A 14169-nucleotide genomic window follows, 5' to 3' on the forward strand; every position below is an offset into this window, starting at 1 on the left:
AGGGGAATGATCAAATGACTTATCGAGTATTAATAAGTGATCCATTAAGTGAAGATGGGATTTATCCATTGAGAGAAGCTGAGAATATTGAAGTGGATATGATTACAGATTTAACACCCGAGCAATTAAAAGAAAAAATTGTTGATTATGATGCTTTATTAGTTAGAAGCCAAACAAAGGTGACAAGGGAAATAATCGAAGCAGCCGAGCAATTAAAAATCATTGGCCGCGCAGGTGTTGGTGTGGATAATATTGACCTCGAAGCAGCAACAGAAAATGGTGTTGTAGTTGTCAATGCGCCTGATGGGAATACAAATTCAGCTGCTGAACATACGATAGCGTTGTTAATGGCATTAGCGAGAAAAATTCCACAAGCATATTATGCGTTAAAACAACATAAGTGGGATCGAAAGACACATGTCGGTGTTGAACTGAAAGGTAAAACTTTAGGTGTGATTGGTCTAGGACGAATTGGCCGAGAAGTTGCTTTACGTGGAAAAGGTCAGCGTATGAATGTCATTGCTTACGATCCATTTTTAACAAAAGAAAAAGCAGAGCAATTGGGGATTGAACAAGGAACAGTTGAGGAAGTCGTAGAAACAGCAGACTTCTTAACAATGCACACTCCCTTGTTAAAAGAGACTAAATATTTGATCAATAAAGAAATGATTGCACGGATGAAAACAGGTGTTCAAATTGTTAACTGTGCACGTGGTGGCATCATTGAAGAAGAAGCACTTTACCAAGCAATCGTTGATGGGAAAGTAGCAGGGGCTGCTCTTGATGTATTTGAAGAAGAACCAGCGATCGACAATAAATTACTTGAACTTCCGCAGGTTATTGCTACACCGCACTTGGGAGCAAGTACAGTTGAAGCCCAAGAAAGTGTTGCGATTGATGTAAGTCATGATGTGGTTCGGTTATTAAATGGTGATTTAGTTAAGAATCCAGTCAATATGCCATCAGTGCCTAAGGATATTATGAAGAAAATTGAACCTTATTTCTATCTTGCTGAAAAACTAGGTTTATTTTTGACCCACCTAACAGACGAAGTGATTGAACAGATCAATATTTCCTATTCAGGAGAGCTTCAAGATATAGAAGTTGGTCCGATTACGAGAAATACAGTTAAAGGCCTATTAAAATATCATTTTGGTGATCATATCAATGATGTCAATGCTACCTATTTAGCTGAGCAACAAGGGCTTATTGTTAATGAACATAAAACAAGTGATACTAAAAGTTTTACAAATTTAATTAAGGTTGAAATTACTACAAAATCAGGAACAAAAGCTGTTGCTGGAACTCTACTAAAAGGATTAGGACCACGTATTGTTCAAGTAGAGGATTATAGTGTTGATTTGGTACCAGAAGGGCACCTTATTCTTATTCGCCATAAAGACCAGCCTGGTGCAATTGGTAGAGTTGGCTCTCAGTTAGCTAAGAAAGATATTAATATTGCTACAATGCAAGTTGGGCGAACGGATGTTGGTGGCGAAGCGATTATGCTCTTAACCGTTGATGAGAAAGTAACGGGCGAGGATTTACAAATTCTTGTTGACTTAGAAGATATTTATGAAGTAATCGCCATGAAAATCTAGTTAATTATTGAACTAAAAAAAGCACTGTTAATTCGGGTCTGAACTGCTCCGGCTAAATAGTCGGGCAGTTCAGCCAAATATTGCTTTTTAATGTAGGCAGATGAAAAGTCGATAGAGGATAAAGTCCTCCAACTGAATGAAATCTACGTTTATTGGAATTAAACAGTTCTTGCTTGAACCTTTTGCTTTTCCTTTTTATATATAAACCGTAGACGGAGCAAAAATCCAATAGCTGCACTGGTTAATCCAATAGAAATACCAATCCATAAACCAAATGGTCCCAGGTCAGTCAATGTTGCCAATAAATAGCCAGTTGGTATTCCTAGAATCCAATAGGATGTAAAGGCGATGAAAAACGGGATTTTTACATCTTTATAACCACGTAAAACCCCCTGCAAACCAGCTTGTGTTGCATCAGAAAATTGGTATAAGATTGCAACTAAAAAGAGTTGAGCAGCTAATTGAATTGCTTCAAGGTCATTGGAGTAAAGACGGGCAATATTCTCACGGAAGAAGAACATCAGTGTCGCTGTGATACTTAAGATACCAATTCCAATAAAAACCCCCAAAAAACTATAGTGCTTAGCTTCTTTAAGCCGATTACCCCCAACGGAATAACCAACTACTATAGTTAATGCCATTGAAAGACTTAATGGAATCATAAAGATAAGTGATGAAAAGCTAATGACGATTTGATTAGCTGCAATCATTGTAGTAGAAAACATAAATCCAATGAGTAAGGTTACAACTGAGAATATACTAGATTCAAAGAAGACGGTTAAGCCAATAGGAATTCCAATAGCCAGCTGTTCCTTCCACGCTTCGAGTGATGGTTTTACCCAATGCGCAAAAATCTTATAATGCTTAATCGATTGAACCTTAAGTGTTGTTATCACATTCATCAGCAATATAATCCAGTAGGTTAGACCTGTTGCATAACCCGCCCCAATACCTCCGAGTGCAGGTAAACCAAACTTCCCAAAGATTAAACAGTAATTTAGAAAAACATTAAAAGGGACAGCTAAAACGGTAATGAGCATAGAAATCCGAGTAAGTCCCTGAGCATCATAAAAATTCCGCAAAACATTAGAGATAAATAAAGGAATAATTCCAGTTGAAAGTCCAATTAAATAGTGCAATGCAATATGTTCAACATTAGGTTCTAACTCCATAAAGGTTAGAATAGGTGATAGCGCTATGCAGCCTACGATGATGATAATCATAGCGATGGCAGTTGCCAAGTAGATCGCCTGCGTAACCGTAAAATGAATTCGATCCTTTTGTTCCTGACCCAAATAATGCGCAATAATTGGTGTTACTGCAAGCATAATACCATTTGTCCCAGTAAAAACAGGGGACCATAGACTTGCTCCGATGGCTACACCAGCCAAATCCTCTGTTCCAACCTGTCCAGCCATGATTGTGTCGACTAAGTTCATCATTGCTAAACTAATTTGAGTGACGATAATTGGCCATAATATTTTAAAAAACAGGGTTACTTTCCCTTTGAATGTTTCAGCATGGTACATAAAGCTCCACTCCTATTTCAGCGTATGTTAAGCACACATTTTATCATAGATTAACTGACTATAAAACCCCCACTGAGTGAGGGCTGATCTTGTCTGAGAGTCTATCAAAGATTAAAACATAAATATGGGTCAACTAAATTCATCCTATAAAATGTATTTGTGTGCTCTATGATATATTCCATAGGGGTAATTTTTTAGAAGCGAACACCATCTATTAGTGTCTACTTAGAAGAATTACGATAAATTCTTGATAATTGGCAGTATCTCAGTAAGGGAAGTAACTTCATATGTTGGCTTAACTTGATTAGTAGATTGATTATGATGATTAATCCAAATATTTTTAATTCCTGTTCGATTGGCTCCAAGTATGTCTGTCATTAAGTTATCCCCGACCATGACCACTTGATCCGCGGATACATTTGCCTTGTTTAAGGCAAATTCAAAAATAGCTGGATCTGGTTTCCCCCGACCAAATTCTCCAGATATCACAATATGGTTAAAGTATTTAGGGATTTCTGGAGTAATCGTCAATTTTGTTTTTTGTAAAGACGGCGAACCATTTGTTAAAAGTAAAAGTTGGTAATTTGCCTTTAATTGATCCAAAACAGAAAAGGTATCTGAATAGACAAAGGGATGTTTTTTCCGTTCAGTAATAAATTGATCAGCTAGTTTCCTCCCTAAGCCTGGATCATTTATTCCACATGCCTTTAAACCACTTGTCCATGCATTCACACGATATTCAGGCATTAAATGGTACATTTTTTGAAAGTCTAATCCTTGATCATTAAAGGTTCCCCATAATCCCTCAAAAGGATTGATCCCAATCATCTGTGTAAAGGGGTAGGTAGAATAGCTCTGGTATAATTTAGTTGCTTCAAGTCGAACGGCTTCTTCGAGTTGGTCTGGTTTAAGCTCAGCGACCTCTTTACAAGTCGCCTCAAAAGCCATTTTGATACTTTTTTTATCCCATAGTAACGTGTCATCTAAGTCAAAGAAAATCGTTGTGATCATTATTGTTCTCCTTTGTGGCATATAATAATCTTTATTATAACAAGAATGATTGATGAATAGGTACATTATTCTAAAAAGTTTGACAATTGAATCGTTTGTTTTTTCAAACTGTTCTAGCTATAATAATAAATGTATCTTTCAATAGAGAAGCTTTAATATGGTGAAATAAATTGATTCCATACATATTAATATTTAATATAAGAAAAGGCTTAATGATGAAGGCACAGCGTCAAAGCTGTGCTTTTTCTTCATAAATGATAGAGCGAGTAAATCAAGTGAATTAAATGATCAGATCCGAAATAGTTAAATTGAAAAAGTGGGATCATAAATAATGAGGTGTATTTAATGAAAAATCAGAAAAACAATAAGATTAAAGAAGGATTTATTTTTGGCGCCTGTTTCGTTGTGTTGTTGTTGCTTACAATGTTTATTCCATCGCTTGAGCTGATCGTGTTATTTATTCTACCTGTTCCAATTGCAATGTATGGTTATCGTTATGGGTGGAAGGCCTCGGCTATAGTAGGGGGCATTATTTTATTATCCATTTCACTCTTAGCCTTTTATTTCTTTGTTATTTCATTACCGTTAGCGCTCATCGCCTTACTTGCAGGTGGTTTTATTGGAGAAGCCTTAAGAAGTCAAAGACATCCTTATGAAACGTGGATTCGTGGCACGATCGGTTTTGCATTAGGCTTCCTTGTATTAATCTTAATTGTTGAGTTACTTGTAGATGTTAGTCTTGCTAAAGAATATCAATTAATGATCAGAGAATCTTTAGATTCAACACAGTTTTTATTAGGTCAGGCAGGTCTTGATCTAACATCAGAAGAGTTGGTAAATATCGAACGCCAGATGATGGTATTATTAGATTTAATTCCATCCATTTTAATTATTGCATCAATGGTATATAGTTTTGTATCACAATGGGTCACTCATAAGGCTTTAAATAAATGGGATCACGCGCAATTATCATTTCCTTCATTTCGTATGCTTCAAATGCCAAAGATGATCTTATGGATTTACTTAATCGTTATTATCCTTTCATTGTTCAACTTTTCTGGTATAGAAATGGTTAATGTAATTATTATCAATGCTTCGGTTATACTTAGTCTTATTTTCTCAATTCAGGGATTATCTTTTTTACTCTATTTCTTAGCGAAAAAGAAACAACCAACTTTTGTTTCAGTACTCGTTGTTATCCTATGTTTAATAATTTTACCGATAGGGATGTATCTAACAAGAATCTTAGGTATAATTGATGTAGGATTTGAGCTGAGAAAGAGAGTTATTTGATCTGAATCGTGTAAGCTAATTAGGAGCTGACAGCAATGCGAAAAGTAATAAAAAAATATGATCCAAGCTACCATCTTTTCTATACTTATTTGATAGCATTTATTTTACTTGGCTTTACCTGGTTTCTTCAATGGATCTTAGGTCTAGTGATGTCAATATTGTTAGGAATTGCACTATATTACACGATTCGACAAGAGCAAAAAGAGACAATCGAACAAGCAGAATATATTATGACTTTATCCCACCGTGTGAGAAAGGTCGGCGAAGAGGCACTACTGGAGATGCCTGTAGGGATTGTCCTATATAGTGAAGACTTCCAAATTGAGTGGGTAAATGCCTACCTAAATCAATTTGCCGGTGAGGGAAGTTTTGTTGGTGAATCGTTAGATGCATTTTCAGATAAACTCAAATTAGCGATTAAAGAAGATCATTCTACAGTTGGTTTTTATCTGGAGTCCGTATATTTTCATGTCATAATTAAAAAAGAAGAGCGCTTATTGTATTTTGTTGATCAAACGAAACAAGTTGAGATTCAAAAGGATTATGATAACCATCAACCGGTCATTGGGATTGTTTTCTTAGATAATTATGAGGAAATTACCCAAACAATGGATGACACGGCAAAGAGTCAAGTAAACTCGCATGTTACAACGATTTTAAATCAATGGTCAGATCATTACGGAATATACCTAAAGCGAACGTCACAAGATCGGTTTTTAGCTTTAATGAATCAAGAAATCTTACTTAAGCTAGAAAAAGCGAAATTTGAAATACTTAATGAAGTCCGTGAACTAGTCTCAGATAATAAAAATATCCCGCTGACAATTAGCCTTGGTATTGGAATCGGTCGTGACACATTACCCCAATTGGGGAAAAGAGCTCAATCAAGTCTCGATTTAGCCTTAGGTCGTGGTGGTGATCAAGTTGTTATAAGGGATGAGGAAGGAAAAGTTCAATTCTTTGGTGGAAAAACAAATCCAATGGAGAAGCGCACCCGAGTTAGGGCCCGTGTGATTTCCGATGCATTAAAACATTTAATGCAAGAAAGTGATCAAATCTTTATAATGGGTCATAAATCGCCGGATATGGATTCGATTGGTTCGGCAATAGGTGTACTTAAAATAGCCTTAGTAAACGAGCTCGAAGCCTTTATTGTTATCGACGTAGATGATTTAGATGTTGGAGTTGACCGATTGGTAGCAGAAATAGAACAAACTGAGCTTAAGGATCGTTTAATTACACCAGAAGACGCTCTTGAAAGAGTTACTAAATCTACATTAACGGTTGTTGTTGATACGCATAGGCCATCACTTGTTGCAGAAGCAAAACTCTTAGCCAAGACAGACCATGTCGTTGTCATTGATCATCATCGACGTGGTGAGGAATTTATCGATGATCCTACCTTGGTTTACATGGAACCATATGCATCTTCAACAGCAGAATTGGTGACGGAGTTGATTGAGTATCAATCACCATCACTTAAATTAAATTGCTTAGAGGCAACAGCCTTACTAGCAGGTATCATTGTTGATACAAATAGTTTTACTTTTCGAACTGGGGCAAGGACATTTGATGCCGCATCCTACTTACGTTCGAAGAATGCCGATACACTTCTTGTCCAAAGTTTTCTGGAGGAAGATTTGGAAGATTATATTATGCGGAGTCATTTAATTGAACGAACGCTTATTTATAAAGATAGCATTGCTATTGCTCAGGCAGAGCCAGGTCAAGTTTTTAGCTCTGTCGTTATTGCACAGACTGCAGATACATTATTAAAGATGAGGCATATTTCTGCTTCTTTTGTTATTTCAGAACGTTCGGATGGCCGGGTAGGAATCAGTGCCCGTTCTGCTGGTGATGTAAATGTTCAAGTCATTATGGAACAAATGAATGGCGGTGGTCATCTAACGAATGCGGCTACGCAATTAGAAGGCGTGACGACTCAACAAGCTAAAGAACAGTTACTTGAAATTATCGATCAATCAATTGGAGGAGGAGACGAATAGATGAAAGTTATTTTTATAAAAGATGTTAAAGGAAAAGGGAAAAAAGGTGAAGTCAAAAATGTCTCTGAAGGGTATGCTCGAAATTATTTGTTGAAAAATAATTTAGCAATCGAAGCGACTAAGGGGAATCTAAAAGGTTTAGAAGCGCAAAAGAAAAAAGAAGAGAGAAAAGAACAAGAACTTGTTGAAGAAGCTAAACAATTAAAAGAGAAACTTACCAAGATTGAAGTAAAAGTAAAAACAAAAGCCGGAGATAATGGTCGATTGTTCGGATCAATAACAAGTAAAAATGTAGCTGAGGAATTAGAAAAAAGCCATCAGATAAAAATTGACAAACGGAAAATAGAGTTAGATCAACCGATTCGATCATTAGGTTATACCAATATCCCTGTTAAATTACACCCAGAAGTTACTGGAGAAATAAAAGTACATGTTGTAGAAGCTTAAGAAAGAAGAGGGGATTAAAAACCCTCTTCTTTTATCGCAGATTAACTGACTTTCTGGCATCCAACTCAATCATATGATGATAAGTGGTGGATCAATAGTCAGAAAAAGTCCGAATTGTTCATCTGAGCCTTAGTAGGGGGAGGAGAAAATCTCGACCGAGTGAAGGTTCACTTGGTTAATGGACTGATGATCAGACTAGAAGCGGATTTATTGATGTAAGAGATTAGAATAAGCAGATCATAAAAGTTTTTAAGAGTGGTAGAGGGAGGGACTTTTTATGAGTGACGTGTGGGAAGAGCAACGAACACCTCCTCACAATATTGAAGCTGAGCAAGCCGTTATAGGGGCTATTTTCCTTGAACCAGATGCAATGTCTACAGCATCTGAATATTTACAACCACAGGATTTCTATCGCGCAGCCCATCAACGAATCTTTCAAGTGATGCTGCAGTTGACAGATCGTGGAGAGCCGATTGATTTAATTACTGTTTCAACGGCATTAGCAGACGCTAAATTACTTGAGGATATTGGTGGCGTGTCATATTTAACAGAACTGGCTAATGCAGTTCCAACGGCAGCAAATATCAGTTATTACACTAAAATAGTTGAAGAGAAAGCATTGCTGCGACGTCTTATTTCAACTGCAACAAATATTGTAACAGAAAGCTTCTCTAAAGAAGATGAAGTTGAAGAGGTCATTGGTAATGCAGAGAAGAATATTTTAGAAGTGAGTAATCGCCGAAATGCAGGTGCATTCAAGAATATTAAGGATGTCCTAATTGACGTCTATGATAATATTGAAAAGTTACATCAGCATGGTGGTGACGTTACTGGAATTCCAACAGGTTTCCGCGATCTTGATCAAATCACTTCAGGTTTTCAACCCAATGATTTGATTATTGTAGCGGCACGTCCTTCCGTTGGTAAGACAGCCTTCGCTTTAAATATCGCACAAAATGTAGCAACGAAGACAGATGAAAATGTCGCTATTTTTAGTTTGGAGATGGGGGCAGACCAATTAGTCAATCGGATGCTATGTGCTGAAGGAAATATTGATGCCCAACGCTTAAGAACCGGACGCCTGGAAGCCGATGATTGGGGTAAATTAACGATGGCGATGGGGAGTTTATCGAATGCAGGTATTTTTATTGATGATTCACCAGGCATACGTGTCAATGAAATTCGTTCGAAATGTCGTCGTTTAAAACAAGAACACGGATTAAGTATGGTCTTTATTGATTACCTACAATTAATCCAAGGTAGTACAGCTAGCGCGAAAGAGAATCGCCAGCAAGAAGTGTCAGAGATTTCCCGATCATTAAAAGCATTAGCAAGGGAATTAAATATTCCTGTCATTGCTTTGTCGCAGCTTTCCCGTGGTGTTGAGTCACGCCAAGATAAGCGGCCGATGATGTCCGACCTTAGGGAATCAGGAAGTATTGAGCAGGATGCCGATATTGTTGGTTTCCTATACCGTGATGATTATTATGATAAAGAATCAGAAAAGCAAAATATTATTGAAATAATCATTTCAAAGCAGCGGAATGGTCCAGTAGGCACTGTTGAGCTTGCCTTTGTTAAAGAATACAATAAATTTGTTGATTTAGATCATCGCTATGATGATGCTGATGTACCGCCTGCTTAATGATAAGTATTTGTTAGCACAGGAGTCGCCACCTTTTGTTACAATCAACTAGGGATGTGGCTTCCTATGAAATGGCAGATGTTGCGGAGTCCTCGGGTCCAATTGGCATGGAGTTACAAGAAGCCATGACTATTTTTACAGTGAATATAAAAGGAATATTAAAGTTGATGAGTTAAAACAGGGGGGATACCTTCCTGTTTATAAAAAGAGGCTGGGACATAACTAGTCTCACTGAGTAAAAAATGGTTCTATTTGCGGTTTTTTCGTAAATAGAACCATTTTCATTTTAGCTGAGTTTTGCTCCAACTTTTTTTATAGCCATTATGATCTACCGCAATATTCGAAGATTTTTAGTGGCCTCCATGACCCGGGTCCTCTAGGCCCAATCCCCACTGATTGAAGTTTTACTTTATAAGTTTCTGGATACAGCTATTTGCTGGTTAAAGTGCTACCTATTTCAAAAAAAGACTGTATTTAAATTCTGAAAATTCCACCAATTATAGTCGAACAATAATGTGACAATTTATATAATTGTTCGTAAATAAATTGACTTTTAATCAATGGATTGGTACATTGAGATTTGGAATTAAGATCATGATTTATCATGGTTTAACCATAATATATGTAACTTATTTATTCTGCCAGAGAGATTAATTTTTAACTAAAGAGAAACGAGAGTGACGATTAATTGATTATGCCATGTATCTCGTGGAATTTTTCTAAAATAGAATGATGGAGGTACCGATTATGTCATCAGTTGTAGTTGTTGGAACACAATGGGGAGACGAAGGAAAGGGTAAGATAACAGACTATTTATCGCAAAATGCAGAAGTTGTTGCACGTTACCAGGGAGGAAATAATGCAGGTCATACAATTAAGTTTGATGGCGTGACCTATAAATTACATCTCATTCCTTCTGGGATTTTCTTTGAAGATAAGATCAGCGTGTTAGGTAATGGGATGGTAATCGATCCTAAGGCGATCGTTGAGGAACTGGCCTACCTACATGACAAAGGAGTCAGTACGAAAAACTTAAGAATTAGTAACCGAGCACATGTCATTTTACCATATCACTTAAAATTAGACCTGTTACAAGAAGAAGAAAAAGGCATTAATAAAATAGGAACAACTAAAAAGGGAATCGGCCCAGCTTATATGGATAAAGCCTCTCGTGTTGGTATTCGAATTGTTGATTTATTGGATAAGGAAGTATTTAGAGAGAAATTAGAACAAAATTTAGCTGAAAAGAATCGCCTATTTACAAAGGTATATGAAGTAGACGAAATAAAAGTTGATGATATCTTAGAAGAATATTACCAATATGGTCAACAAATAGCTAAATATGTTGTTGATACATCAGTTGTATTAAATGATGCTTTAGATCAAGGACGACGTGTTTTATTTGAGGGAGCACAAGGTGTGATGCTAGATATTGATCAAGGAACATATCCTTTTGTGACATCTTCGAATCCAATTGCCGGTGGGGTAACAATCGGTTCAGGTGTTGGCCCATCAAAAATAAATCATGTAGTTGGTGTATCCAAGGCCTATACAACAAGAGTCGGTGATGGTCCATTTCCATCTGAACTACATGACGAAATTGGTGACCGTATCCGTGAAGTTGGTAATGAATATGGAACAACGACAGGTCGCCCACGCCGTGTCGGTTGGTTTGATAGCGTTGTTGTCTCACATGCCCGTCGTGTGAGTGGAATTACAGACTTATCTTTGAATTCAATTGATGTTTTAACGGGAATTGAAACATTGAAGATATGTGTTGCTTATAAATATAAGGGCGAAATCATAAAGGAATTCCCAGCTAGTTTAAAAGTATTAGCGGAATGTGAGCCTGTTTATGAAGAATTACCTGGTTGGACTGAAGATATCACAGGTGTTAAGAATCTTGATGAATTACCAGCTAATGCCCGTCATTATTTAGAGCGTATTTCACAGTTAACTAAGATACCACTATCTATTTTTTCTGTTGGTCCTGACCGTACACAAACAAACGAAATACAAAACGTTTATCGCCTAAATTAATAGACTAAAACTAGCACGATCTAACGTTGATTTGAGCGCTTAGATCGTGCTTTAATTTATCGCAGTGACCCCCCACTGATTGAAGTTTCACTTTATCATGAAACTAAAACCTTGCCTAATTAAAGAAATACCGCTTTATATCACCAGACATCCACATCGGTCTTTCTAAATAGACTAGACTTAGATCCACCTTGTTTTTAAATGGACGAATAAAGTAGCCTTAATTCTTTAAAAAGTAAATAGCCGTATCCTAGGGTAAACTTAACTGGTTAATAAGCACCACAAATTGGGATCAATTATACGATTGTATTACATTATCCCATAAAGGGTTTAAAAGTAATCCGGGCTTATGTTAACCTAGCATAGGTGATAAAAGTATCTATGAAGATATACCCAGGAGGACTTTATGATGCAGGGAATGAAGAAACTCAATATTAATATCATACAAGCTAGCATCCTACTATTCATGCTAGTTCTGATCAATAGTTTAATGACATCCGAAATCCAAGTTGTTTATGCAAAGGGAGATGATGATGCAGGATTCTCAACGATCTATCATGTTTATTTAGATGATGAATACCTTGGAGCTGTTAAAGATCAATCGCTTGTTGAACAACATATTGCAGACCGAATCGAGGCAAAAAACCGTGCAGACGATACTTATACATATGGTAACGATCAAGAACTTTTACTGATCCCTGAACGGGTTTTTTCCGAAAATGTGAATATCGATCAAGTGTTGGATCGACTTGATCAAGAATTAGTCATTGATGTTCAAGCAACAACTTTAAAGTTTGGTGATAAAACATTAGGACACTTTGCATCAAAAAAAGATGCAGAAAAGGCAATCTTTAAATATAAAAGCTTATACGTGGATAAAGAAGATCTAGAGAACCTATCTGATAGCAAGGTAAAAGATGCTGAACCTGAAATGGGTGAGTCAATTGTTTTGGATGTTGAACTATCAGAAGAAGCTAGCTTTTCGAAATCGATTGTTCCGGAAGACGACTTGTTGTCAGTTAAGGAAGCGATGAAGAAATTAGAAAAAGGAACACTTGAGGAATTGACTCATGAAGTAAAACAAGGTGATTCTTTATATTCCATTGCATTAGAATATGATTTAACGGAAGATAAGTTACTGGAGATAAATGAGGATTTAGAAGTTGATGATCTTTTACAAATTGGTCAAGAACTTAATGTAACGGACTATGTTCCCTTCGTTGATGTGATTGTTTATGAAGAGGAATTAAAGAAAGAAAAGATTAAGTTTGAAAAGAAAGTAGAAAAGTCTGATAAGTTATATCGTGGTGAAACAAAGAAAAAACAAAAAGGCCGTAATGGCAAGACGAAGGTTCATCTAGGTATTAAGAAAGTAAATGGTAAGACGGTTGAAGAGGAAGTATTAGATGAAGAAGTGTTAAAAGAAGTCCAGGATGAAATTATAATTGAAGGAACAAAAGTTATCTCTTCAAAAGGTACAGGTGATTTTGCCTGGCCAGCTGTTGATGGGATTATCTCAAGTAACTATGGTCCGCGTTGGGGTTCACGGCATAAAGGAATTGATATTGCCCGACCATCAAATCGAAAGATCCTAGCGGCTGATAATGGAACGGTAGAAGCGGTTAGTTATAATGAAAATGGTTATGGTAATTACATTATTATCAACCATAATAATGGTTATAAAACCTTATATGGCCACTTATCTAGTACCTCTGTTAGTGTTGGCCAAACGGTTCCACAAGGTACAAAAATAGGCGTGATGGGTACAACAGGACGTTCAACTGGTATCCATTTACACTTTGAAGTTATCAAAAACGGAGCAAATATAGACCCGCTGGATGTTTTGAATTAAATAGAATGACAAAGAGTCAGAGACCAAACTTAGCTAAAACCAAAAGGGGATTCATTAAATAAGGGATTCCTTTTTGATTTCATGATTATTTAAATAGATTCATGGTTTAGAGGTCACTCCATGATTTACCCTCTGGGTGGACGCTTTCCGTGGGTGCGGCATCGGGCGCACAGGATGTGGGTCAGTTAGACGTTGCCATAGGACGTGGCGGTTTTAGTCTAACAATCCTTATTGCTCCACTGCCGTGTCGCAATAAGGATTTTCGGATGCGCACTTTTCCTACAGGAGTCGCCAATCACTTGATTGGTGCTCCTGATAGTGTATCATCAGGGGAAAGACAAAAAGAAGATATAAGAAGAAGGCTTTCAGAAGAAAAGACTGGTGAAATTTACGGTCAAGGTAAACTTGATCTTGTACCGTTCTTCAGGTTTGTGAGGCTAATTTAGTTTTTTATTCGCTTATCTTTAAGATGTAAATCCAAAGCACAAAATGAAGAGGATTTACGTTAATGGCGATGAATTTAAGTAAGTTTACCGCCATTAACAAGACTAAACAGGGCGTAAAAATATATAAAACGGGAAAAGATAGTTCTAATTACAATTTCCATGTAATCAGAACTATTTTTCGGTTCTATAATTTATGGTGTTGGTGAGTTCTTTGAACTTACTAACACCTTTTTTGCATTTATATAGAAAAAGGTCAGTAGATTCCTTTATAATTAAGTCGACGAAAACCAATTAAAAGG

Annotated in this window: 11 protein-coding genes; 9 read left to right on the forward strand and 2 right to left on the reverse strand. The window is 36.7% G+C overall.

The window, feature by feature from the left end; translation table 11 throughout:
• Positions 1 to 14: 14 nt before the first annotated feature.
• The gene (gene serA, locus KQI76_RS04715; protein WP_216399161.1) at positions 15 to 1601 is read left to right on the forward strand and encodes a phosphoglycerate dehydrogenase; all 1587 of its coding nucleotides are present in this window, start codon (positions 15 to 17) and stop codon (positions 1599 to 1601) included.
• A 158-nt stretch (positions 1602 to 1759) separates the two neighbouring features.
• Here the strand turns inward: serA and KQI76_RS04720 are convergent, their stop codons facing one another.
• Positions 1760 to 3130, reverse strand: a complete 1371-nt coding sequence (locus tag KQI76_RS04720) for an MATE family efflux transporter (protein ID WP_216399162.1) — start codon at positions 3128 to 3130, stop codon at positions 1760 to 1762.
• 234 nt (positions 3131 to 3364) lie between these two features.
• A complete protein-coding gene (locus KQI76_RS04725) occupies positions 3365 to 4141 on the reverse strand; it encodes an HAD family hydrolase (protein WP_216399163.1) in 777 nt (258 codons plus the stop codon).
• A gap of 345 nt (positions 4142 to 4486) precedes the next feature.
• Between KQI76_RS04725 and KQI76_RS04730 the strand changes: the two genes are divergently transcribed.
• The 8 genes from KQI76_RS04730 (at position 4487) to KQI76_RS04765 (ending at position 13870) form a co-directional block, all read left to right on the forward strand.
• Positions 4487 to 5434 (forward strand): YybS family protein, encoded by a 948-nt coding sequence (locus KQI76_RS04730; RefSeq protein ID WP_216399164.1) that lies wholly within the window; start codon positions 4487 to 4489, stop codon positions 5432 to 5434.
• Between the two features lie 35 nt (positions 5435 to 5469).
• The gene (locus KQI76_RS04735) at positions 5470 to 7440 is read left to right on the forward strand and encodes a DHH family phosphoesterase (RefSeq protein WP_216399165.1); all 1971 of its coding nucleotides are present in this window, start codon (positions 5470 to 5472) and stop codon (positions 7438 to 7440) included.
• Entirely contained in the window at positions 7441 to 7887 is a 447-nt protein-coding gene (rplI, locus tag KQI76_RS04740) for a 50S ribosomal protein L9 (protein ID WP_216399166.1), read from the forward strand.
• Positions 7888 to 8164: 277 nt separating this feature from the next.
• A complete protein-coding gene (gene dnaB / locus KQI76_RS04745; RefSeq protein WP_216399167.1) occupies positions 8165 to 9532 on the forward strand; it encodes a replicative DNA helicase in 1368 nt (455 codons plus the stop codon).
• Between the two features lie 35 nt (positions 9533 to 9567).
• Positions 9568 to 9708 carry a hypothetical protein gene (locus KQI76_RS04750; protein WP_216399174.1) on the forward strand — a complete coding sequence of 47 codons (141 nt, stop codon included), beginning with the start codon at positions 9568 to 9570 and terminating at the stop codon, positions 9706 to 9708.
• Between the two features lie 571 nt (positions 9709 to 10279).
• Complete coding sequence (locus KQI76_RS04755) at positions 10280 to 11572, forward strand: adenylosuccinate synthase (protein ID WP_216399168.1); 1293 nt, start codon at positions 10280 to 10282, stop codon at positions 11570 to 11572.
• A 409-nt stretch (positions 11573 to 11981) separates the two neighbouring features.
• Positions 11982 to 13424 (forward strand): M23 family metallopeptidase, encoded by a 1443-nt coding sequence (locus tag KQI76_RS04760; protein WP_216399169.1) that lies wholly within the window; start codon positions 11982 to 11984, stop codon positions 13422 to 13424.
• A gap of 149 nt (positions 13425 to 13573) precedes the next feature.
• Positions 13574 to 13870, forward strand: a complete 297-nt coding sequence (locus tag KQI76_RS04765) for a hypothetical protein (protein ID WP_216399170.1) — start codon at positions 13574 to 13576, stop codon at positions 13868 to 13870.
• Positions 13871 to 14169: the final 299 nt, after the last annotated feature.

It is taken from the genome of Amphibacillus sp. MSJ-3, assembly GCF_018919165.1.
GTDB lineage: Bacteria > Bacillota > Bacilli > Bacillales > Amphibacillaceae > Amphibacillus.